This window comes from Streptomyces sp. NPDC091371 (assembly GCF_040684275.1).
In the GTDB taxonomy this organism is placed as follows: Bacteria; Actinomycetota; Actinomycetes; order Streptomycetales; family Streptomycetaceae; genus Streptomyces.
In genome coordinates this window covers 16,632-38,913 of sequence record NZ_JBFBFP010000022.1, presented here as the reverse complement: position 1 = coordinate 38,913, position 22,282 = coordinate 16,632, and the positions used below count along the sequence as shown (strand labels likewise).

Below are 22,282 nucleotides of genomic sequence, written 5' to 3'. Positions count from 1 at the left end.
GGGTCACAAGGCGAGCACGGGGCGGGTCGAGAAGTCCTCGCAGAGGTCCTCTCCCTCCGGGCCGTAGACGAACTCGGCCATCGAGGGATTGCGGTTGGCCGTGGCCAGGGGCAGCCACGCCAGCAGGTGGCCGTACCCGCCGCACACCGACTCGCCACCGTCGCCGCCGTGGACGGCAGTGGCGTCGCTCGTCAACTCGGTGCTGTAGGTGTCGTAGGCGATGCGCAGGCCGAAGCCGTTCAGCTGGTTGTGCGGGCCCGTGTGGTCCCCGTACGGGATGCGGTCGAGCGGGCAGTCGTTGCCCCACCGGAACAGGGTGTCCGCTCCGGCCCCGCAGGCGTGCTCCCACTCGTCGGAGGTGGGCATCCGCAGGCCACGGGCCGCGAGAGCGGCCGGCATGTCATCAGGCAGTTCGGTCAGGTTCTCGTCCTCCACGGCCATGAGCACGGTCGCCAGGACAACGCTCCGGCGCGGGCTGAGCACCTCCGCGAGGTGCGCCCGCAGGGTGGGCCCGTAGCCGAAACCCTGCTCCAGGCTCTCCGCGTAGTCGGCGGTCTGCTCGGGCGTCGGCTGCCAGGCGTCGAGGTCGAAGCCCAAGGACACGGGGCCGCCGGGTATCAACGCGAACTCCTGGCCGTCCCGCTCGATCCGGACGCGGTGCAGCGGGGCACCCAGGAATTCGACGGTTTCGACGCCGGATACCCGGCCGTTCACCAGCGCGGCGGCTTCCCGGGCGACGCGATGTGCAGTCGCCGCATCGAAGCGCCGCCACTGGTCGAGAGTGAGATCAGCGAGGGACATGGACCGGAGTGTTACACGAGGGTCTGACACTGCCCGCACCGGCAAGAGCGACATGTCAGGCGTCGAGGGACGCGCGCCGGATTGCGTCGAGGGAGCGTGCCACATCGTCGTCGGTCGTTGACCAGTTGCTGACCGAGATGCGCATGACGCGGCGGCCGTGCCAGGAGGAGCCGCTGATCCACGCCGTACCGTCGTCGAGCAGCCGGGCGAGGACGCGTTCGGTGCGCTCGTCGGTGCCGAAGGAGGCGCAGATCTGGGTGAACACGACATCGTTGAGGACGGTCGCGCCCTCGATCCGGGCGATGCCGGTGGCGAAGGTGCCGGCGTGCCGGCACAGCCGGTCGACGAGGTCCGCCACGCCGTGGCGGCCCAGGGACCTGAGTGCCGCCCATACGGGGAAGGCTCTGCCGCGCCGGGACAGCTCGGGGACCTTGTCGATGGGGTCTCCGCGTTCGTCGTGGATGAGGTAGTGGCCTTGCAGCCCCATGGCCGCCTTGAGCGCCGAGGGGTCGCGCACGATGGCGAGGCCGCAGTCGTAGGGGACGTTCAACGTTTTGTGGGCATCGGTCGCCCACGAGTCGGCGTCCCCGCAGCCCGCGGTCAGGTGTGCGTATGCCGGGGAGGCTGCTGCCCACAGGCCGAACGCGCCGTCGACGTGCACCCACGCTGCCGCCTCGCGGGCGGCGCGGATCGTCTCGGCGAAGGGGTCGAAGGCGCCGGAGTGGATGTCTCCGGCCTGGAGGATCAGGATCGTCGGCTGCTGCCCGCCGCCGCCGGCCAGGGCGTGCCGCAGGGCCTCGGCCTCGATACGCCCTTGATCGTCTGCCTTGACCAGTTCGGGCATGCCGAGCCCCAGGTAGCGCAGCGCCAGGTCGACGGCCATGTGGCGGTCCTCACCGGCGAGGACACGTACACCCGGCCCACCCGTGAGACCGTCGCGGGCCACGTTCCAGCCGGTGCGCCGCAGTACGGCATCGCGCCCGGCGGCGAGGCAGGTGAAGTTCGCCATCGTGGCACCCGTGGTGAAACCCACGGCGCTGCCGCTCGGCAGCCCGAGCAGATCGAGCAACCACGCCCCGGCGACTTCTTCGGCTGCCGCGTACGCGGGCGACGCGGCCCGCATGACGCAGTTCTGGTCCCAGGCGCTGACCAGCCAGTCCGCGGCCAACGCGGCCGGCTCGGTGCCGCCGACCACGAACCCGTAGAAGCGGCCGCTGGGAAACGCGGTGAGTCCGGGCTCACAGGCCGTCGCCAGCAGATCGACGACGTCGGCGGGCACGCCGGGACCGTCGGGCAGCTCGACACCGAGCGCGCGCATGATCTCGTCGACCGAAGCGTGTGCGGGAACCGGGCGGTCGGGCAGGCTCGCCAGCCATTCCACGGCATGGCCGTACGCCTGTCGCAGCGCCGCCTCGCGCGCGTCCATACCTCGGACTATGCGACGGCCGCCACCACCACGCAAGCCACAACGTGGACGGTCACTCCCCGTCGACCGCGGATCGCCCGGGCCGCCCTGATTGCTCCTCCGCAAGCCACCCCGAACGGACACCGTGCCGTGCTCCGCCATCCTGACGGCGGCGTCTACGAGTACGTCAGCAGCTGAGGAAGGGCATCGGGAGCAACGCGGGTGCGGCCGGCCAGGGTGAACGGCTGTTGGGGTACGGGCCCACGGCAGAGGAGTGGCGCGGCCGTACTCCACGTTGCGCTCACCCCTCCGGGGCGGGGGCTGGGGAGCCCGTCACCAGCGCCTCCACCTGGGGCCGCAGCGCGGGCTCCGCGCACAACGCGAAGTGATCGGTCCGCCGCAGGTCGAACACCCCCCGCAGGCCACGCCGCCGCGCATGCGCGACCAGATCGTTGAAGTGCGTCTCGAAGCGCGTGGAGAAATGGATCCGCACCGGCCCTCCGCACACCGACCGCAGCCGCTCGCACCGGCGCACGAACCGCTCGTAGGACCCCACATCCTCCGCGTCCTCCCACACCTCGCCCGCGTGCCGGCACACCTGCGCCAGGTCCTTCCCGGCGATCCGGTGCAGGTAGTCGCAGAAGTTCGCGAAGGTGTCCAGGTCCCGGGTCCCCGCCACGATCCCGCGCAGCGCCGCCGCCGGATCGGACAGGTCCAAGCCGGCCAGGGCCCGGGTGACGGGGAGAGTGGACCGGTTCATGTTCGGGTCCAACAGCAACACCCCCGTGAGCGCGGGTCGCTGCTCCGGACGCTCCGCCCACTGCTCGGCCAGGCGCAGCACCGTGTCGGCCCCGTACGAGAACCCCACCAGCACGAGCCGCTTGTTCGGGTGGCGCCGGGCGAGCGCCTTGATGGCGCCCGCGATCAACTCGGTGTGCGTGGCCAGGCCGATCGGCCGGTAGCGCGCGTCGCGTGCCTCCTCCGGATGGTGGCCGAACGCGGTCAACGCGACGGTGTGGGGCCGGGCCGAGGCCATGTACGGGCGGAACTCCGAGGCGTCCGTGCCCAGACCGTGCAGCAGGACCACCAGGTCACGCGAAGCCGTGGCCCGCTCCAGGTAGCGCAGCCGGCGGCCGAAGACCATGTGGTCCGCCGGCAGGTCCACGTCGAAGTCGTCGGCACTGATCTCGAAGGAACCCTCGACCACCACCGGCCCCGCGTCCCGGCCGCCCGAACCCGCCCTGCCGCTCCACCACCCGAGGCCGAAACCGGTGCCCGCGGCGAGGAGCGCGACACCGGTCGGCGCGACGGCGTGCGCCCCGACCCAGTCGAGCACGGCGCGGGCCTCGTCCGCGTAGATCCCGATCAGGATCCCCAGCGCGCCCCCGGCGCCGGCCAGGGCCGCACGCACCCGGGTCACCATGCCCGTGGCCGGGCCCGGGCCCGGAGCCGTCATCCCGCGCCCCGCGGCCGGGCCGACGCCCGCACCCCTGTCCGTCCCCGCACCCCGTCACCCCGTCCTCCGTGCCGCGGCCCCCGTCGCACCGGTGTTCGCGTCCCTTACCCGTGGGGTGGGCGGGCGAAGCCCTTCCGGTTCCCGGGGCCTCCGACACCTCTAAGTGCGCTGGGTGTCGTCTGCCTTGAGGGCGGTGCGGACACCGGTGAAGACCACGGTGATCAGGCAGAGGGCGACGATGGTCTCGGCCCACAGGAAGGCGAACCAGTCCAGCACGCAGCCGATCGGGGGTGTGCCCGGGGCGGTGTTGCGGAACGCGGCGAGGGCGAAGAGGGTGGCGGCCATCCACGCGAGGGCGGGCCAGAGCAGCCCCTGCCGGTGCGTGATCACGTACCAGGCCGCGAGGAGCACGGACGCCGCCAGTGCCCACATCACGATCATCATGAAGGCCGTGAAGACGAGCAGGCTGCCCGATCGGGACACCTTCACCCCCAGTTCGGCCTCCTGCCGGGAGCCTGCGGGTGTCGTGGAGACCGAGAAGAGCGTGTCGTTGTTGGAGAACAGCAGCCGTACCGGAACCTCCTTGCCGTCCAGGAGCGCCCAGAACCCGATGTCGGTCTCGTAGGTGTCGAACGGGTAGTCGCTGATCGATCCGTCCGTGACCGCGACCTGCAGGTCTTTGGTCGTGATCCGCTCGTGCGCCTTGAACGCCAGGTCGCCGAGGGTCGCTTGGGTGGTCTGGAGGGTGAGATCGGCCACCGGGGCGGTCCCGTCCTCCTCGCCGAGGGTGCCGCGCGGGGTGACCCGGACCCGGAGTACGAGGTCTCTGGCCGCGGCGTCGACGCGTTGGACGGTGGCCTCCACGTCCACCCGGTCGGGGGCCGGGGAACCGACCGTGTGGACCGTGTCGATCACCTGCCGCTCGGTGAACTGCAGCCATGACCCCAAGGCCACCGCCCCCACGATCAGGAACGCGATGGGGAGCAGGACCGACAGCATCGACGACCCGGAACGGCGAGGGCGGGGTGGGTCCGAGGGGGAGGGTGGGGCCATGATGACTCCGGCGAGATGGGGGAGGGGCTCGTCCGGCCTGGGCGGTGCCCGCCGTGCGATCCTCGTCCACCGGGCCGGAGATCCACCGCATCCGGGCGGGTGTGTCGCCGTAGACCGGACTGCCCGGTTCCGCTCCCCTTCCCGGTCCACCGCCGGGACCCGACGCGGCCGACGGCTCCTTCCTCCCGCGCCCGCGCGGCGCCCGCGGGAACCGTCAACGCCCTCCTGAACGTCGTCCGGACGAGGCACCCCGATCGCAACCCGTAGGCGACGCCGCCCCTCCGGCGGCGGAAGGAGACGGCATGCCGGACTGGCTTCTCGCGATCCTCATACCCGGCGGCCTGCTGGCCGTGGGCCTCGGCGGGTTCCTCCTCTGGGCCCGCTTCGGCACCGAGGATCCCGTGGAACACCACAGCTCCATGCCCCACACGTGGGACCCGCCCGACGGCTGATCAACGGCCCGGCAGGCAGGGGGCGCGGAGCGCCGCTCACGTGGTGAGGTCGACGCGTACGGTCTCCACCCAGGCCGGGGGCGCGGGAGGGTCTTCCCCCACCAGTGCGGCGATCAGCCGGCACGACGGGGTCTCGTCCGGCCACGGCGTGTACCCGTCGGTCAGTACGACCACGACGTTCGGCCGGTCGGGCAGGGCCAGTGCCGCGCTGATGCCGACCCGCATGTCCGTGCCTCCGCCGCCGGCCAGGGTCACCTCGCCGGTACTGCGCACCCGGGTCACAGCGTGCACGTCGGCGTCGCAGGCGAGGACGGCGACCCGGTTGCCGCCGACACCCACCTCCCGCAGGACGCCGGTGACTTCGGCGAGCGCGGCCGCGAGGTCGTCGGGGCCCATCGAGCCGGAGGTGTCGATGACGACGGCCACCCGCGGCAGCGGCCTGCGCAGGCTGGGCAGCACCACCCGGCCGCCGAGCGCGGGAGTGCGGCGCGAGGGGCGGCGGTACGTGTAGTCCACCGCGCCGGCCGCCCAGGCCGCGGCCTCGCGGACCGCTCCGGACAGGGCTTGGCGCCAGTCGACGGTGGGCTCCAGCAGCTCCTCCGCCCACCGGGCCCAGCCCGCGGGGACGCGGCCCCGGGTGCGCTGCTGGGCCCGTACGGCCTGGGCGGTCTGCCGGCGCAGCGCCTCCGCCTCCACCGGGCCGACCCGGGCGGGGCCGCCGTCCTCGCCCAGCTCCCAGGACGAGGGAGTGCCGTGCGCGCCGGAGCCGCAGTCCGGCCCGTGGGGCGTGCGGGGGATCGCCGGCAGGTAGGTCTCGAACAGGCCGCCCGTGGGCAGGCCGTAGAGCCTCGGCTCCATCCGGCCCTCGGGCAGCGCCAGCCCGTCGGCGAGCAGGTCGTCGTTGATCTCGCAGTCCTGGGCGATGTTGACCCGGACCGGATCGCGCTGGTCGGCGGCGGGCAGGCGCTCGGCGCGGCCGTGGTGGTCGCGCAGCAGATGCGCCACCTCGTGGATCCACACCCCGGCCAGCTCGACGACCGGGGTCGCCTCGACGAACGCGGGGGAGACGTAGCAGCGCCAGTACCGGTCGACGCCCATGGTGCGCACCCCGTCCGAGGGGACCACCGTCAGGGCGTACAGCGCGGAGGCGAGGTACGGACGCGCCTCCGCGGCCTTGTAACGGGCTGCCAGCAGCTTCGCGCGGTCCAGGGGCGGGCGCACGGCCGGCCCGGGCTCAGTCGCCGCCCGGCAGGGAGCCGGACAGCTGGAGCAGTTCCACGAAGGCGTCGATGCCGGCGGGCACCGGCCAGTCGAGGTCGCGCATCGCGGCGAGGTCGGCGGCGGCGCGGGCGGCGACGTCGGGCACGCCCGCGTCCACGGCCTTGGCCAGGACCGCCCAGCCCGCCTCCCAGCGCGGGCGGGTGAGCTCGCTCTGCACGGCCGCGACGACGGCGATCAGGAAGGCCAGCTGCCGGTCGCCGCGCTCGGGCAGGGCGAAGGCGTCCGGGTCGGCCAGCACCCGGTCCGGGTCGGGCAGGTCGAGGTGCTCCAGGTACGAGAGCAGTTCGATCCCGGCGGCTTCGCCTACGGCGCCCGTGAGCGCGGCGGCCAGCGCCTCCCGGCCCGTCGAGGCCGCATACCCCGTGGCCAGCAGCCGCAGGGCCATCTCCCAGGTACGCGGGGAGGGCCAGCCGCGACCCCGTGCGGCCGCCTCGGCCGGCATGTGGTGGACCAGCCCCGGCCGGGCGGTGAGGAAACCGGAGACGGCGCCGCGGGCCCGGGCGACGGCACCGGAGGCCTTGCCGGGATCGACGGCGGGGATGGCCACCTCGGGCCAGGTGCCGGCCATGCCGCGGGCCACGGTGCGCGGGTTGTGCGTCCAGTCGAGGTGGACGAAGCGGTTCGCGAGCGGCGGGCTGAGGTGCCAGCCGTCGGCGGCGCTGGCGGGCGGGTTGGCCGCGGCGACGATCCGTACCGCCGCCGGGAGTTCGAGACTGCCGACCCGGCGTTCCAGGACCACGCGCAGCAGGGCCGCCTGCACGGCCGGCGGGGCGGAGGACAGCTCGTCGAAGAACAGCAGCCCGTGGCCGGTGCGGGCGAGGCGCACCGCCCAGTCCGGCGGGGCCATGGGGACGCCGGTGGTGGCGGGGTCCTCGCCGACGATGGGCAGCCCGGCGAAGTCGGACGGCTCGTGGACGCTGGCGATCACGGTCTCCAGCCCCACGCCGAGCGCGGTGGCGAGCTGCTCCATGCCGGCGGACTTGCCGATGCCGGGCTCACCCCACAGCAGGACGGGCTGATTGGCCGTCACGGCCAGGGCCAGCGCCTCCAGTTGGGGGCTGGTGGCGGGCTCGGTGCGCGTGGCCCTGAGCCGGGCGCCCAGGGCGTCGGCAGCGGCCAGGGCCCGCGAAGGCTGCGGCAGGGTCGCGCTCATGCGTCTTCGTCCATGTCTTCGGGCTCGTACCCGTCCTCGTCCTCGTCGTCCCCGTATTCCTCGCGGTACTCCATGTGCTCGTCGAACCAGTCGGCACCGATGCCGGGGAACTCCCCGTCGACGCGGTCCCGCAGGAAGGCGAGGTCGGTGCGCTTGTAGCGGCGGATCTCCTGGGACAGCGACAGTTCCATCTCGTCGGTGACGTCGATCCGGGACCCGGCCGCCAGCAGGGCCCGGACCAGCTCCGCCGAACCGCCCCAGTGCACCGCGGACAGCAGCGGGGTGCGCTGGGCCTTGTCCCGTGCCTCCAGGTCGAGCCCGGCCGCCAGCAGTCGGGGCAGCAGCATGTCGTGGTCGAGCAGATGGAGTTGGTGCAGCAGGCCGCGGCCGCGGGCGTCCCGGATCCGGGGGTCCACGCCCGCGTCCAGCAGCGCCACCACACCGGGGGTGTCGCCGTTCTGGACGCGCAGGAAGAGGTCGTGCCGCTGGGCCTGGAGGGCACGGGGCAGCCGCCCCTCGCCCGTGGTCCAGGTCTGCTGCACGGCGAAGCACCCCGAGACCGCGCCGCCGAACGCCCGCATGGCGCGCTCGCGCTGCTGCTCCTCGGGGGTGTGCGGTACGTCGAGTACGCCGTCCCGCGAGCGCACCTCGTGCCACCCGCCGCGGCAGCGCACCCGTACCGGCTCGCCCGATTCGGGGCCGGGAGGGCCCGCGGCGGGTCCGGCGGCGGGGAACAGCGCGGCGGCCACCAGCGGGTGCAGCTCGCGCGGGGTGATCCGGCCGGTCCGAACCAGTTCGAGGTCGGGGAGGCGCTGCCAGGCGTACCGGGGCAGCAGCGGTGCGGGCGCCTCGGCCTGGTCGACGACGCGGGCGCGGAGCCCGTCGGGACCGGCGTGTTCCAGCAGGAGGTGCCGGCGCCAGCCGGCCGCGATCCGGAAGCGGTTCCCCGCTCCGGCCGCCACGAGCCGCGCCACCTCCGGGACGAGCCGGGAGAGGTCGACGGGCATCCGCGCGAGGACGGCCTTCGGGTCCGACGTGCGCTGGTGCGGCTGCGGCGGGGGTACGGTCAGGTCGCACTCGATGCCCGCCGCCGCGTAGGCCTCGGCCGTCTCGCCCCGGGCCCACAGCTCGGCGGTCCGCTCGGCGAGGCCGTCCGGGGCGGCGAAGCGCGCGCCCAGCTCGGATGCGCACCGGGCGTCCCAGAACGGCCGGATCGCGGTCCAGTCCTCCGACACGAGGCCGCGTCCCGTGTACCGGTTCCGCTTGGTGACGACCGGCGCGCACTGCAGGCGCAGCCGCTGCGGCCCTTCGGACATGAGGGGCGTGGTGACCGACAGGGTCGGGCCGCCCCGGCCGCCGTACGAGGCGAGCAGGATCCTCATTTCGAGGGCGATGGTGGTGCGGCCGCCCAGGAGCCGGGGCAGGTGCCAGCGCAGCAGGTCGGGGGCGAGGTGGCGCAGGTCCTCGGCCACGGCCTCGGCTACGGCGGGGCCGTAGCGGGCCTGGAGCTCGGGCAGCTCGAAGTCGACGTCCACGGCGGCGGCCGCGCAGGCCGCCCGCCAGTCACCGGCCAGCCGGTGCGCGGTGGCCTGCTCGATCATCCAGCCGGGCACGGCGTAGCGGCGGATCCGCTGCCATGCCGGGCCGTCCTCCGGCCGGAAGCCGCCTAGCAGTTCGGCGTTCTCCGCGCTCACCGGTACACGCTGCCGATGGCGCGCACGTCCGGGTGGGCGGCCCGGGCGGGGCGGAGCCGTTCGGTGAAGGAGCGCTTCACCCGGCGGGGCAGGCCCGGGCCCAGCCCGACGTACTCCAGCGGGCTGTCGGCGGGCACCGCGGCGAGCAGGCTCTTCGCGCCGCGTCCGGTGAGGCCGGTGTGGCGCAGCTCCAGGCGGCGCAGCGGGCTGCCGGGCAGGGCGGCCGCCAGGGCGTACGCCCCTTCGTCGCCGGGGTCGTTGCCGGGGGCTCCGAGGCTGCGCTCGGACATGGTCCGGCCGAGGTCGAGGGCTTCGATGCCGCCGAGGGACGCGGCCAGGGAGCGGGCGCCGGCGGCGCCGATGCCGTTGCCGCCGAGCCCGAGGCGGACCGGGTGGGCCGAGGCGGCCGCGGCGGTGGCGAGGGTCGCGGCGCCCTGGTCGCCGAGGTGGTTGGCCGGGGCGTACAGCTCGCGCACCCCGGCGTCCCGGATCAGGGCGGCGAGCAGCGGGGCGGCGTCGGGGCCGAGGCCGTTGCCGCCGAGGAAGAGGCGTTCCAGGGGCTGTTCGCGGTCCAGCAGGGCGTCGAGCAGGAGGCGTACGCCGTCGGCGCCGATCCCGGTGTTGACCAGGTCGAGGGTGCGCAGCGAGGTGTTGCGGCGCAGCAGCGCGGCCAGGGCGCGGGCGCCGTCCCCGAAGAGCGGGTTCCGCTTGAGCCAGAGGGCGCGGACGGTGGAATCGTCGGAGAGGGCGTCGGCGAGGGCGCCCGCCCCGTCGGGGCCGACCCGGTTGCAGCCGAGGTAGAGGGTGTGCAGCCCGTGGTTGCCGGTGAGTGTTCCGGCCAGCGTGCGGGCGCCCGCGTCGCCGATGGCGTTGGTGCCGAGGAGCAGGTGGGTGGCGTGGGCGGAGGCGGCCGCGGCGGGCAGCAGCCGGGCCGCACCGGCCGGGCCGAGCCCCTGCTTGCAGAGGTCGACGCGGCCGTCGGCGCGCAGGGTGCCGAGCGGGAAGGTCTCGTCGGCGTCGACGGGCCGGTCCGCCGCGAGGCGGGCGAGCAACGGGTCGAGGCCGGCCGGGTCGGCCGCCGGCAGGTCGGGGTGCTCGATCGCGGGGCACCGTACGGGTGTCGGCTGTGTCATCACCACTCCACCGGCTTCTTCGCCGGTGCCCGGCGTCCACCACGACTTGAGACGAGAACTGCGGAAGTAGACGCAAGACCGGTCGGATTCGAACCGACGTCCTCCAGCTCGATGCGTGGGCGCGACGACCTCTGCGCTACGGCCTTGCTGTCGGCGATCATACCCACCCGGCGACCGGAAATCGATCACCAGTTTGGGTCGTCACGTCCTGACTGCCCTGATGTGCCCACCCGTTGCCGTCCGCCGGTCCGCGTGCTCGACTGAGCCGCCGTCGGCCGCCAGACTCGACGCAGAGGAAAGGACCCAGGCATGAGCGCACAGCCCGTACACCCGCACCAGGCCCCGCCGGCCCCCGCCGCGGCCGCCAAGGTCCGCACCCGCATCGTGGCGCATCCCGCCGCTGATCGCTGGCTCCCCGCGTTCGACCGCGACTGGTCCAATGCCCTGGAGGAGTCCCGCCACACCTTCGATCTCACCGCCCTGCACGGGGTCGTCCGCGCATGGCAGGGCCGACTCGACACCGCACCCGCCGTCGCGGCTTTCGCCGCATCGGGGTTCGAGGACACCGAGAGCGTTGCCCTCGAGGACGTCATAGGGCCCCGCCGGTGAGCGACGCCTGGCCGGCCCGGCTGGCACCGCGGGCCGCCGCCTGCCTCGCGGGGCTCGACCCCGCTGTCCGGGAGATGGCCCGTGACGTCCTCGACATCGCGTCGCGCTCGCCGTGGTCATGGCCCCAGTGGGACCGTACCGACCCCGAGGGCGAGGACGTGCGCTGCGCGGCGGTCGGCCCGCTCACCGTCGTCTACTGGATCAACCGCAACCTCGGCCACCTCCGGGTGCTCGACATCGTCTGGGCGAGCTGACACCGCGGAGCCCCGCACGGCCGGTGCGCCCCCCCGGGTTCATGCGCACACGGGCCCGGGGGACCGCCCCGGCAGGTACGCCGTGCTCTCCGCCGGGGTCAGGTCGCGGCCGATCGCGCGGCAGATCTTCTTGATCGCGTCGCCGGCCGGGGCCAGGCGGACGTCCCACAGCCGGGCCGTCCTGTCCGCGCTGCCCGTGGCGAGCGTCCGCCCGTCGGGGCTGAACGCCACGGAGGACAGTCCGTCGAAGTGCCCCCACAAGGTGGCGCGGGACTTCCCGGCCGCCACGTCCCACAGCACCGCGGACGAGTCGCTGCTGCCGGTGGCGAGGGTCCGCCCGTCGGGGCTGAAGGCCACCGCGACCACCCAGTCGTAGTGCCCGACCAGGGTCTTGCGGGTCTTGCCGGTGCCCATGTCCCAGACCCGGGCGGTGTAGTCGAGGCTTCCGGTGGCGAGGCTGCGGCCGTCGGGGCTGAACGCCAGCGAATAGACCTGATCGGTGTGCCCGCGCAGGACGGTGCGCTCCTTGCCGGTGGCCACGTCCCACAGCCGCGCGGTGAAGTCTGCGCCCGCGGTGGCGAGCGTACGGCCGTCGGGACTGAACGCGATGCCGTACACCTGCTCGTCGTGGCCGTGCAGGACGGCGCGCTCCTCGGCGGTCGCCAGGTCCCACAGGCGTACGGATTTGTCACGGCTGCTGGTGGCGAGGGTACGGCCGTCCGGGCTGAACGCCACGGAGTTCACGGCGTTCTGGTGGCCGAGCAGTTTCGCGCGCTCCTCACCGCTGTCCACGTCCCACAGTCGTACGGTCTTGTCCGCGCCGGCGGTGGCGAGGGTACGGCCGTCCGGGCTGAACGCGGCGGCGTTCACGCCCTGCGTGTGGCCCTTCAGGACGGTGCGCACCGTGCCCATGGGCATGTTCCACAACCGCACGGTGAAGTCGGCGCTGCCCGTGGCGAGCGTCCGGCCGTCGGGACCGAACGCCACGGTCTCCACCCGGTTGATGTGTCCGACCAGGGTGGTCCGGGTCGCCCGGGTGATGTCCCACAGCCGTACCGTCTCGTCACGGCTGCCCGTGGCGAGGGTATGGCCATTGGGGCTGAACGCCACCGCGTAGACCATGTTGGTGTGCCCTACGAGCTCGTCGCGGGTCGCACCGGTGGCCACGTCCCACAGCCGCGCCGTCCGGTCGACGCTGCCGGTGGCGAGGGTCTGGCCGTCGGGACTGAACGCCACCGAGTACACGATGTCGGAGTGCCCGCTCAGCGAGAGGCGCGCCTTGCCCGTCTCGGCATCCCAGAGCCACGCCGTGCCGTCCCAGCTGCCGGTGGCGAGCGTGCGGCCGTCCCGGGCGAGAGCCACCGACTGCAGCGGTTGGGCCTGCCCCGCCAGCGTTCTGCGGTGCTCCCCGGTGGCGGCGTCCCAGACTCGCGCGGTCCGGTCCCAGCTGCCGGTGACGGCGGTACGGCCGTCCCGGCTGAACGCGACCGAGACCACGTGGTCGGTGTGTCCCTCGAGGGTGGCGCGGACCTTGCCCGTGCCCACCTCCCACAGGCGCACCTTCTTGTCGCCGTCACAGACGGCGAGCGTGCGGCCGTCGGCGCTGAACACCACTGCCCAGACGTCGTCGGACTGCCTGGGCAGGGTGGTCCGCAACGCGCCGGTCCGCGCGTCCCACAGCCGTGCCGTGCCGTCCAGACTGCCGGTGGCGAACGCAGTGCCGTCGGGACTGGCCGCCACCGCCGTCACCGTGTCGGTATGGCCCTTGAGGACGGTGCGGGTCCGGCCCGCGTCCACGTCCCACAGCCGTACGGTCTTGTCGCTGCTCCCGGTGGCAAGGGTGCGGCCGTCCGGGCTGAACACCACGGAGTTGACCAGGTTGGTGTGGCCGGACAGGCGGCGGTGCAGCGGCAGCGTGGCGGAGGACCGCAGGCTGGCCAGGGACTCGGACGTCGGACTGGTGCGGTAGGCCTGGATGGCCAGCAGGGCGGAGAGCTCGGGGTTCGTGCCGCTCAGCGTCTCGGACTGGGTGGCGAGCTGCCGGGACAGGGCTGCCTGCCGTTGACCGACCGCCGTCCGCCACTGCCACAGGGCGCCGCCCGCGGCGAGGAGCGCGAGGACGAGCAGGCCGGCGAGGATGGCGTTGAGGCGCCTGCTGCGCCGGATCACGGCCTGCTGGCGCTGCCGGCTGGCGGTGAGGAAGGCCGTGATATCGCCCGGCAGATGGCGTTGCCGCGACCATTCCAGGCCCTCGGCCAGGGCCGTCCCGGCCAGCAGGTCCCCCGGGTCGCGCTGCGCGGCCCAGTGGGCACGGCGCTCCCGCGTGCGGTCGAGCCACTCCTGGAAGCGGTGGTCCTGACCGACCCACTCCCGCAGGGTGCCCCAGTCGCGGATGAGGGAGTCATGGACCAGTTCGGCCACCGCCTGCCCAGCCGGGGCGTCCAAGCGCTGGGTGGTGATGATGCGGTGGCGCGCGAGGCCGGCGATGACCTCGTCCACGCCTCCGTCACCGCCACCCGCCACCAGCTCGCGGAGCTCGTCGATCGGGACGCGCGCACGTACGGCGGGAATGCGGCGGGCCGGGTCCGCCGGGTGGACCAGGGCGGTCAGGATGCCCTGCGCGACGGGACGTTGCCCCGGCGGCAGCTGGTTGAGGGCGGTGTCACACCACGTGGTGAGGCTGCCGCTGACCGCTCCGATGCGCCGGTACGCCTCATGGGTGAGGTAGCCGTCCTCGCGCCGCAGCCACAGCTGGCTGAGCGCGAGCTCCAGCATCGGCAGCACCGTGGCGGGCGCCCGGCGGCTCGCGGCCGCCTCCTCGGGGCTCGCGGCCAGGACGTCGGCGATCATCTGCTCGGGCAGGCCCGGCTGGAAGTGCAGCCCCACGTCCTGGGCGGGCAGGGTGATGATGTCGTGCAGGTCCTCCTCGCTCAGGGTGCCCGGCACGTTGAGGAGTCCGGGCATCGCGGCTTCCAGCAGCCGGGGTGCCACGGCGGCCAGTTGGGGGTAGAAGTCGTCCCGCATGATCAGCACCACGGAGAGCTGGGCCGGTGAGCCGGCCGCCTCCGCGATCTGGTCCGCGACGGCCGCGAGTTCGGTGTGGGCGGTACGGCCCGTCTGGCCCGTCTGGCCCGTCTGGCCCGTCTGGCCCGTACGGGCCTCCTGCCCACCGGCCGCAGGCCCGGTCAGGAGTTCCTCGAACTGGTCGACGACGAGCAGTACGCGATCCCGGTCGGGCTCGGCGGCCAGCCTGCGGCCCACTGCCGCCGCGATGCCGTCCGTGGCGGCGCCGGCCAGTCCCGCTCGTTCGATCTCGGCCGCCAGGTCCTGCCGCGGCCGGACGACCACGGGCAGCCACCGGTCGCTGCCCGGCAGCCCGCCCGCCGCCAGCGCCCGCAATACGCCTGCCTGGACGAGGGAGGACTTGCCCGAGCCGGAAGGCCCGAGCAGCAGGGTGAGCCGCCGCCCACCGGCCAGGTTGGCCACCACCTGCCGTACCGCTTCCCTGCGGCCCTCGAACCACCGGGCCTGTTCGGCGGTGAACGACTCCAGCCCCTGGTACGGGCACATGTCCTGCTCGGCCAGCGTCGGCAGGACCTCCCTCAGGACCTGCGTGGGGGTGACGTACGCGATGCCCTGCCCCCGCTCGTGCTCGTCGGGGGCCGTGATCTCCGTGAGCATGCCGATGACCAGGCCCGTCACCTCGTCCAGCACCGGCCCACCGCTGAAACCGGTGGTGAGGTCGTTGGCGGCGGTCAGCTGCAGATGCGCCCCCCGGCTCTCGGTCGCCGGCAGCACCTTGCCGGCCACACCGAAGCCGAAGTGTCCGTCCGGCGGGGCCTGCGCGGGGAACCCGAACGAGCGCACCGTATGGCCCCGGCACCCGGCCGCGGAGCCGAGCGGCAGCGCGGCCGCGCGCGGAGCCGTACCGCCCAGGCGTACGAACGCCACGTCCTCGGCCCCCGGGGCACGCCACGCCTCTTCGAGAACCTGCCCCTCGGCCTGGGGAGCGCCTTCCACGTGGGGGAACGCCAGCCGCACGACGCCCCCCGGGCCGCTTCCCGCGGCCCGCACGACGTGTGCACAGGTGACCAGGACGTCCTCGGCCACCAGGAAGCCGGCCCCGGCCACCCGGCCGTCCGGGTCCAGGACCTGCGTCACGGCACGGGGCAGGTCCCACTGCCCGGCGCCGTTCACCGGTCGGCCCCGCCCTCGTCCGGCACCGCCCGGTTCCACGACATGGTCACCTTCAGGTGGCACGTCGCCTGGCTCTTGGTGATCACGGCCCCCGCCTCGACCGCCAGGTCGACACCGAACTCGACGGTGATCTGGTCGGGCCGGGCCTTGCGCAACTGTTCGAGCGTGGCGCGTGCCGCCTCCGTGACCGGCTCCAGAGCCTCCTGCAGACTTCCCGGCAGTTGGCGCACGGCATCGCCGATGCGACCGGCCTGCACGGGGCCGGTCGGCAGCCCCGGCCCCTCGACGAGGATGCTGCCCCCGCCCGCCAACGGAATCCGGGCCAGAGCCGTCACGATGCCTCCTCAGCTCGTCAGGCGTCGTCTCCCCAATCGTCGGCTGCCCCGGCACCCGCTGCACCTCGGCTCGGGCCGAACCCGCCCACCGGTGGACCGCTCCGTGCCGAATGACTCAGGTGACCGTTCCGGCCCGGTCGACGGCTCCTGCCGCGGTCAGCACGGCGACCGTTTCGGGGTGGGGGCCGGCGTTCGCCCAGTCCAGCGGGGACCGGCCGGCGCCGTCGTCTTCGCGAAGGTTCGGATCGGCGCCATGAGCCAGCAGTTCCCGCACCGTGTCCGCCTCTCCCCAGCACGCCGCCGCGCACAGCGGCGTGCCCTCCGCGCCGATGCCCCGGCTCTCGGCGTCCGGGGGAGCCCCGGCTTCCAGCAGCAGGCGCACGATCCCCGTCCTGCCGCTCACGGATGCCTCGTACAAAGGCGTCGTTCCCCCGGCTTCCGCTCGCCGCGGGTCGGCACCGGCGCGCAGCGCCGCACGTACCCGCAGGGCATCGTTCTTCACGATCGCTTCGAACAAGTGGCGGGAGAGCATCTTCTGGCGGCGTCGCTTCATGGTCACGGAGGCTAACCGGCCGGGCGGAAGCCGGACACCACACTGCCGCCGGCCCGCCTCCACGCAGTGATGGGGGGCTTGCGGCAGCGGGTGGGTGTCATCGGCAGAGCGTGTCTCAGGGCCGGGCGGCGACCGCCTCGACCTCGAACAGCACGTCAGGGGTGGCCAGGCTCGCGACACCGATGAGGGTCTGCGTGGGGGGCTCTTTGTCCCAGCACTCCTGCACGGCCCCGGCGATCGGCCCGAGCTTGCTGACGTCGTGGTCCACCACGTACGTCCTGAGCTGGACGACGTGGCTGAGGTCGAGCCCATGGGCGGCGAGAGCGGTGCCGATGTTGCGGAAGGTCTGCTTCACCTGCTCGGTGAAGTCGGTCGAGACGACCGCGCCGTCCGGGCCCGATCCGTACTGACCCGCGATGAGCACCAGTTCCGTGCCCGCGGGGACGGCCGCGGTGTGGCTGTAGCCGTACGGGACCGGGTTGTGCAGACCTTCAGGATTGACGATGGTGTGCGCCATGGGGATCACCTCTCGTGTGCGATGGATCTTCGTTACGAGGACAAGCCTCCCAAGCAATCACGACACCGTGTGTCGTGTATTCGCTTAGAGTTCTCGGATGCGCGCCGACCGGTTGGTTTCGCTGGTACTGATGCTGCGGCAGCAGGGCCGGCTGTCCGCGGCCGCGCTGGCCCGCGAGCTGGAGGTGTCCACCCGTACCGTGCTGCGCGACATCGAGGCGCTGTCCGCGGCCGGCGTTCCCGTCTACGCCGAACGCGGCCGGCACGGCGGTTTCGCGCTGATGCCCGGATTCAGGACCGAGCTCACCGGACTGAACCACGACGAAGCGCTCGCCCTGCTGATCGCCGGATCACGGCGCGGCGCGCAGACGTTCGGCCTCGGCTCGGCGCTCGCCTCGGCCATGCTCAAAGTGGTCGACGCACTACCCGAGAGCCATCGGGACATCGCGGCCGGCGCGGTCCAGCGGCTGCTCATCGACCCCGAGACCGACCTCCTCTCGCGCCGGACGGTCGCCGAGGAGGTACCCGACACCGTGGTGTCCGAGGTCCGGCGCGCGGTACTCGCCGGACACAAGCTGCGCATCCGCTACGCGGCCGTGGACCAGAGCCCGAAATGGCGCACGGTGGACCCGGTCGGGCTGGTCACCGTACGAGACCAGGGGTACCTGCTGGCCACGCGGTCCGGCGAGGACCGCACCTACCGGCTGTCCCGCATCCTGTCCGCCGAGGAACTCGCCGAACCGGCAGAGCGACCGGACCGGGTCGATCTGGACCGGGCCTGGCGCGAACGCGGCACGCGGTTCCGGACCGGCGGCGACCAAGTCGTCGTGCTGGTACGGGTGGACCCGGCGCGGAGGGAGGCCCTGGTCGGCACCGCGCTGGCCGTCCTCACCGAAGAAGCCGACGCAGACGGATGGCTGCGGCTGGAGGTGGCGTTCCAAGACCGGAGACATGCCGAATGGGCGGTGTGGCACCTGGCCACGCATGCGGAAGCCCTGTCCCCGCAGTGGCTGCGCCACTCCCTGCACAACCGCGCCGCAGCGATCGCCGCCCGCTACGGAGCGACATCCTGAGCCCGAGCGACAGGGCGCTACGGAGATCCCTGCACCGATCGAGGAAAGGGCGAAGGCTGTGAGGCACGCACTGAACCTATGGCGTCAAGAGCTCGGCGCGGTACCCGAGTCGGTGTGGCGACTGACCGAGCTCCGCGTGCTGATCCTCGCGGACAACGGGCTCACCGCCCTCTCGCCGGAGATCGGCAAACTGGACCGACTCAGCACCCTGGACCTCGGCCACAACGAACTCACCTCCGTGCCGGACGAGCTGGGGGACCTGCCCGCACTCACCGACTGCCTCTACCTGCACGACAACCGCCTGTCCGGGCTTCCGCAGACCCTGGGACGCCTGGCACGACTGCGCTATCTCAACGTCGGCGAGAACCGCCTGACCGCCCTGCCCGACGCCATCGGCGGGATGGCCAGGCTCATCGAGCTGCGAGCACAGCACAATCGACTGACCACCTTGCCCGGCACGATCGGCCGGCTCAGCAAGCTGCGTGAGCTCTGGCTACGCGGAAACAACATCGAGCACCTGCCGCCGTCGACCGCCGAACTCCTCGCGCTGCGGCACCTGGACCTTCGGGAGAACGCTGTCGCCGAGCTTCCCGAATCCCTGGCCGGCCTCCCGCTGCTGCGGCAGATCGATCTGCGGAGCAACCGGCTCAGCAGCCTGCCGGAATGGCTCGCTCAGATGCCATCGCTGGAGAAACTGGACCTGCGATGGAACGACATCGACCCCTCCCTGCCGCTGCTGACCCGACTGGAGCGGCGGGGATGCGTGGTCTTGACGTGATCACACTCGGCCGCAGACGCGACTCTGCTAGGAATTGATCATGGATGCGGAAACGATCGACCCGGTGGAACGTCTGCTCGCCGAGCGGGCCTGTGAGCGTCTGATCGTCGAGTTCGTCCACCGCCTCGACCTCGCGGACCCGAGCTCGGTGGCCGACCTCTTCGTGCCGGACGGGATGTGGGAATGGCCCGCCGGCGATCGCCTGGTAGCGGGCCGCGATGCCCTTCGCGACTACTTCGGCGGCCGGCCTGCGGACAGGCTGTCCCGCCGCATCTGCACCAACATCCTCGTCACCGTGACCTCTGCCGAGACCGCCACCGCCACCACCTACTTCACCACGTACCGGGTCGACGGATACTCCGGAGGCTTGGTCCCACCGAGGCCTCCGACCCAGGTGGGGCACTACGAAGACACGTTCCGCACGGTGAACGGCGCCTGGCTGCTCGCGCGCCGGACCTTGTTCCTGTCCTTCGCCGGTCCCACAGAACAGCTCGACAGCCCAGGCCAGTCGTGACGTTGAAGCTTGGGGGGTGACCTGCGGGCAACCGACAGCCCGCCCGCCCCGATTGTCATTGGCTCCGCGTACGGTCTGGGCATGGTTGATCAGAGACCCCCCTTGTCATCGGTATCCGAGTTCGCGACGTGGGAGCCGGTGCTGCGGCTCATGCTCGCCGATGACACGGACCGGCGTTCCGCCCGGTCGGCCCGTGTCGCAGGACGCATCAGCCGGCACGGCTGGAGCCTCGCCCATCGCGGAGCCATGTCGTCGACGGCGCGGATCGCGGTGGAGAACATACAAACGGCCCTCGCGCGCGGCGGAGTCCAGGAGATCGCGTTCAGGGCCGAGGTCCAACCGGACGGCAGCACCACGCTAGGCCTGGTCTGGCCGAGCCCGGTCGTGGAACCGGCCGTCGGCTACCCGGACTTGGGGGTGCTCGTCCTGGCAGACGGCGCCCTTCCCGAGCCCTGGCTCCGCCGTCCGGATCCGGTGCCGGGCGCGGCACCGGCACCTTCGGTGGATCTGGAGTTGCTGGAGCGGACGCTGCGCGAGCGGCTGCCCGACGCAGTCGGCGCGACGGAGGAACAGATCGCCGCCGCCGAAGCGCGCCTCGGCGTCACGTTGTCCGATGAGCTCAAGGTGGTCTACCGGGTGACGCGGGTGGACTGGGTCGACGACTTCGAAGGGGCGATCAGCGCCAATAATGCGGTTGGCTGCGAGATCTCCGGCTTGGAGCATCTGAACGCTGTCGACGGGGCAGTGCGTCACCCCGGCTGGTACCTCGGCGCGACGGAGGCGCTCCGCACCCCGCCCGACGCCGCGGTGCAGGGCGTGGCCGGCTCACCGGGCTGGATCGGCTTCGGGAGCAACGGCGGCGACGAGTTCGCGGTCGACCTGACTCCCGGCCCGGCCGGGCACGTCGGGCAGGTCATCCTGGTCGATCACGAGCAGAGCCTCGGTGCCGAGCTCGTGGCCGACTCCCTCACCGATTTCGTCCTGGGCCGGGTACGGGAGGAAGGCCACACCCACCACGGAGATGGGCTTCCGGCCGTGGCCAAGGTCGGCACGGGAGGCCTCGAGACCATCGAAGCCGCCGCCGACCCCGCTCTGGAAGTCCTGTCGATCGGCGCATGGGCCGGCACTCCGTTCAGCCTCGCGCCCGTCGCCGGACTGCCCCGCCTGCGCACACTCACCGCCCTGCCCGGCACACTGGCCGACCCCCTTGAGGTCGCCGGATTCACCGGACTGGAGTTCTTGGAACTCGGCGCACGGGAATGGCGCGTCCTCCTGGACGCCGGAGCCGTCCCGCGCACCCTGAAAGCCGCGGCGATCAAGGTGCGGGACCAGGACCACCTGCCCGTCGTGGACCTCGCCAACGAGATCCTGGCCCTCTGGGACCGGCCCCGGATCATACAAACGCTCCTCGAGGGCGACCTCGGCCCGGCGGCCTAGCCGGCACGGACCGCCACCCGGCCGGAGCGTGTGCGAAATCGGCGGCCCGCGCACACTCCGGCGCCGGCGAGGCGACGGCCGGCCCGTCTTCAGGTTCTGCTCGAACAATCCGGTCGACCCAGGCCGGCGGGGTTCGTACCCTCTCGAAGTGACCGCATCCCGAAGCATCGGTTCCTGGCAACGGGTGGAGTCCCGCCAGGACTTCATCACCCACCTCCGACTGCTGTCGGCGGCCTGCGCGACCGCGTGCAACGGGCGAGATCCCAGGGCACCCGCAGCGCAGCGCTGGACCAACCAGTCCGTTGACGGCTTCCTCGGTTCCGTCACGGGGCCGGACGAGGTGGACGGCGCAGACAGCCTGCGCATGTATGTCGCGACGCTCGCCGTCGACTTCGCCCGAGACCAGCGGGAAACCCGGGTGAAGGCCGACCGCGGTGAATGGGCCTTCGACGGAGGCAGTTGGGCGCACGGCGACCTGCACGCCGTACTCGAATCCTGGGCAGCCTGGCTGGCGGCCGACACGCCGTATCACGCGAAGCTCGAACCGGTCACCTGGCGATCCGTCGCTGACCAGCTCTCAGCCGCCCAGATCTACGAGTAGTCCGTCATCGGCCCAGCGGCGGGTGCGCGGCGAGCCAGTGGCGTGCGATCTGCTCGCGGGTGGTGACCCAGGCCCCGCCCCGCCGGGCGATGTGTTCCAGGAAGCCGTCGAGCGCGCGGATGCGCCCCGGCCGGCCGGTGATCCGGCAGTGCAGGCCGACGCTCATCATGCGCGGGCGGTCGGCGCCCTCGGCGTGGAGTGCGTCGAAGGTGTCGACGAGGTACGTGAGCATGTCGTCGGCGGTCGTGAAGCCGTGGACGATCAGGTACTTGAAGTCGTTCGCGTCGAGGCTGTACGGCACCACGAGGTGCGGGCGGCCGGCTTCCTCCACGTAGTACGGCAGGTCGTCCGAGTAGTCGTCCGAGTCGTACAGGAACCCTCCCGCCTCGACCAAGAGGCGGCGCGTGTTGGGGCTCGTACGGCCGGTGTACCAGCCGACGGGGCGGCGTCCGACGAGCCGTTCGATCGTCGCGACGGAGCGTGCGATGTCGGCGCGCTCGGCGTCCTCGGGCACGTGCCGGTAGTCGATCCAGCGCCAGCCGTGGCTCGCCACTTCCCAGCCGGCGTCGCCCATCGCCCGTGCCGCGTCCGGGTTGCGTTCGAGCGCCTGCCCCGCGGCGTAGACGGTGAGCGGCGCACCGTGCGTCGCGAGCGTGCGATGGATGCGCCAGAACCCGGCCCGTGAGCCGTACGCGAACATCGACTCGACGTTCAGATCCCGCCCGCCCACCACGGGCGGCGTGCCGACGAGCTCGTGGAGGTACGCCTCCGATGCGCGGTCGCCCTCGAGCACGTTCTGCTCGCCGCCCTCCTCGTAGTTGAGGACGAGGCTGACGGCCACCCGGGCGCCGCCGGGCCAGGCGGCGTGCGGCGGGTCGGCGCCGTAGCCGACGAGGTCGCGCTGGTGCTCGGACACGGGCCGCACCCTACCGCCGACAGGGCGCCGCGCCGGACAGGCGGGGCCGTGCCGCTTGCCGAGGCACCGCA

Annotated in this window: 21 protein-coding genes and 1 pseudogene; 8 read left to right on the top strand and 14 right to left on the bottom strand. The window is 73.0% G+C overall.

Annotation, left to right across the window (positions count from 1 at the left end; translation table 11 throughout):
• Positions 1-3: 3 nt before the first annotated feature.
• The 4 genes from AB0O21_RS23335 to AB0O21_RS23320 all read right to left on the bottom strand — a co-directional run bounded on the left by AB0O21_RS23335 (position 4) and on the right by AB0O21_RS23320 (position 4,661).
• Positions 4-801 carry a hypothetical protein gene (locus AB0O21_RS23335; RefSeq protein WP_365173373.1) on the bottom strand — a complete coding sequence of 266 codons (798 nt, stop codon included), beginning with the start codon at positions 799-801 and terminating at the stop codon, positions 4-6.
• A 55-nt stretch (positions 802-856) separates the two neighbouring features.
• Positions 857-2,227 (bottom strand): pyridoxal-dependent decarboxylase, encoded by a 1,371-nt coding sequence (locus tag AB0O21_RS23330; RefSeq protein ID WP_365173370.1) that lies wholly within the window; start codon positions 2,225-2,227, stop codon positions 857-859.
• Between the two features lie 280 nt (positions 2,228-2,507).
• Entirely contained in the window at positions 2,508-3,662 is a 1,155-nt protein-coding gene (locus tag AB0O21_RS23325; RefSeq protein WP_365173368.1) for a hypothetical protein, read from the bottom strand.
• A 159-nt stretch (positions 3,663-3,821) separates the two neighbouring features.
• Positions 3,822-4,661 carry a DUF4436 family protein gene (locus tag AB0O21_RS23320; protein ID WP_365173366.1) on the bottom strand — a complete coding sequence of 280 codons (840 nt, stop codon included), beginning with the start codon at positions 4,659-4,661 and terminating at the stop codon, positions 3,822-3,824.
• Positions 4,662-5,017: 356 nt separating this feature from the next.
• Here AB0O21_RS23320 and AB0O21_RS23315 point away from each other — a divergent pair, with 356 nt between their 5' ends.
• Complete coding sequence (locus tag AB0O21_RS23315; RefSeq protein ID WP_365173364.1) at positions 5,018-5,167, top strand: hypothetical protein; 150 nt, start codon at positions 5,018-5,020, stop codon at positions 5,165-5,167.
• 36 nt (positions 5,168-5,203) lie between these two features.
• Here the strand turns inward: AB0O21_RS23315 and AB0O21_RS23310 are convergent, their stop codons facing one another.
• The 5 genes and pseudogenes from AB0O21_RS23310 to AB0O21_RS23290 form a co-directional block, all read right to left on the bottom strand.
• Positions 5,204-6,388 (bottom strand): VWA-like domain-containing protein, encoded by a 1,185-nt coding sequence (locus AB0O21_RS23310; protein WP_365173362.1) that lies wholly within the window; start codon positions 6,386-6,388, stop codon positions 5,204-5,206.
• Positions 6,389-6,401: 13 nt separating this feature from the next.
• Positions 6,402-7,601: an AAA family ATPase gene (locus AB0O21_RS23305; protein ID WP_365173360.1), complete on the bottom strand. Its 1,200-nt coding sequence runs from the start codon at positions 7,599-7,601 to the stop codon at positions 6,402-6,404.
• Positions 7,598-9,295 carry an ankyrin repeat domain-containing protein gene (locus AB0O21_RS23300; RefSeq protein WP_365173358.1) on the bottom strand — a complete coding sequence of 566 codons (1,698 nt, stop codon included), beginning with the start codon at positions 9,293-9,295 and terminating at the stop codon, positions 7,598-7,600. Before AB0O21_RS23300 ends, AB0O21_RS23305 begins: the two co-directional genes overlap by 4 nt.
• Positions 9,292-10,428, bottom strand: coding sequence for a gala protein (locus AB0O21_RS23295; RefSeq protein ID WP_365173356.1), 1,137 nt, complete (start codon positions 10,426-10,428; stop codon positions 9,292-9,294). The genes AB0O21_RS23300 and AB0O21_RS23295 overlap by 4 nt, the downstream gene beginning before the upstream one ends.
• A gap of 73 nt (positions 10,429-10,501) precedes the next feature.
• A pseudogene (locus AB0O21_RS23290) lies at positions 10,502-10,574 on the bottom strand.
• Positions 10,575-10,737: 163 nt separating this feature from the next.
• On the opposite strand from AB0O21_RS23290, the gene AB0O21_RS23285 reads away from it, so the two are divergent.
• Both AB0O21_RS23285 and AB0O21_RS23280 read left to right on the top strand, forming a co-directional pair.
• Complete coding sequence (locus AB0O21_RS23285) at positions 10,738-11,037, top strand: DUF6247 family protein (RefSeq protein ID WP_365173353.1); 300 nt, start codon at positions 10,738-10,740, stop codon at positions 11,035-11,037.
• The gene (locus AB0O21_RS23280; protein WP_365173351.1) at positions 11,034-11,291 is read left to right on the top strand and encodes a hypothetical protein; all 258 of its coding nucleotides are present in this window, start codon (positions 11,034-11,036) and stop codon (positions 11,289-11,291) included. The genes AB0O21_RS23285 and AB0O21_RS23280 overlap by 4 nt, the downstream gene beginning before the upstream one ends.
• A 39-nt stretch (positions 11,292-11,330) precedes the next feature.
• Here AB0O21_RS23280 and AB0O21_RS23275 read toward each other — a convergent pair whose 3' ends face one another.
• The 4 genes from AB0O21_RS23275 to AB0O21_RS23260 all read right to left on the bottom strand — a co-directional run bounded on the left by AB0O21_RS23275 (position 11,331) and on the right by AB0O21_RS23260 (position 16,893).
• Entirely contained in the window at positions 11,331-15,488 is a 4,158-nt protein-coding gene (locus tag AB0O21_RS23275) for a trypsin-like peptidase domain-containing protein (RefSeq protein WP_365173348.1), read from the bottom strand.
• Entirely contained in the window at positions 15,485-15,823 is a 339-nt protein-coding gene (locus tag AB0O21_RS23270; RefSeq protein WP_365173345.1) for a CU044_2847 family protein, read from the bottom strand. Before AB0O21_RS23270 ends, AB0O21_RS23275 begins: the two co-directional genes overlap by 4 nt.
• A gap of 115 nt (positions 15,824-15,938) precedes the next feature.
• Positions 15,939-16,376 (bottom strand): ankyrin repeat domain-containing protein, encoded by a 438-nt coding sequence (locus tag AB0O21_RS23265; protein ID WP_365173342.1) that lies wholly within the window; start codon positions 16,374-16,376, stop codon positions 15,939-15,941.
• 115 nt (positions 16,377-16,491) lie between these two features.
• Positions 16,492-16,893: a RidA family protein gene (locus AB0O21_RS23260; RefSeq protein ID WP_365173339.1), complete on the bottom strand. Its 402-nt coding sequence runs from the start codon at positions 16,891-16,893 to the stop codon at positions 16,492-16,494.
• Positions 16,894-16,990: 97 nt separating this feature from the next.
• Here AB0O21_RS23260 and AB0O21_RS23255 point away from each other — a divergent pair, with 97 nt between their 5' ends.
• The 5 genes from AB0O21_RS23255 to AB0O21_RS23235 all read left to right on the top strand — a co-directional run bounded on the left by AB0O21_RS23255 (position 16,991) and on the right by AB0O21_RS23235 (position 21,295).
• Entirely contained in the window at positions 16,991-17,965 is a 975-nt protein-coding gene (locus AB0O21_RS23255) for a WYL domain-containing protein (protein ID WP_365173336.1), read from the top strand.
• A gap of 58 nt (positions 17,966-18,023) precedes the next feature.
• Positions 18,024-18,743 carry a leucine-rich repeat domain-containing protein gene (locus AB0O21_RS23250; RefSeq protein WP_365173333.1) on the top strand — a complete coding sequence of 240 codons (720 nt, stop codon included), beginning with the start codon at positions 18,024-18,026 and terminating at the stop codon, positions 18,741-18,743.
• A gap of 40 nt (positions 18,744-18,783) precedes the next feature.
• Positions 18,784-19,257 (top strand): nuclear transport factor 2 family protein, encoded by a 474-nt coding sequence (locus AB0O21_RS23245; RefSeq protein WP_365173331.1) that lies wholly within the window; start codon positions 18,784-18,786, stop codon positions 19,255-19,257.
• Between the two features lie 102 nt (positions 19,258-19,359).
• Positions 19,360-20,694, top strand: coding sequence for an SMI1/KNR4 family protein (locus AB0O21_RS23240; RefSeq protein ID WP_365173328.1), 1,335 nt, complete (start codon positions 19,360-19,362; stop codon positions 20,692-20,694).
• A gap of 148 nt (positions 20,695-20,842) precedes the next feature.
• Positions 20,843-21,295 (top strand): hypothetical protein, encoded by a 453-nt coding sequence (locus AB0O21_RS23235; protein WP_365173326.1) that lies wholly within the window; start codon positions 20,843-20,845, stop codon positions 21,293-21,295.
• Positions 21,296-21,299: 4 nt separating this feature from the next.
• Here the strand turns inward: AB0O21_RS23235 and puuE are convergent, their stop codons facing one another.
• Positions 21,300-22,211 (bottom strand): allantoinase PuuE, encoded by a 912-nt coding sequence (gene puuE, locus AB0O21_RS23230; protein WP_365173324.1) that lies wholly within the window; start codon positions 22,209-22,211, stop codon positions 21,300-21,302.
• Between the last annotated feature and the right edge of the window lie 71 nt (positions 22,212-22,282).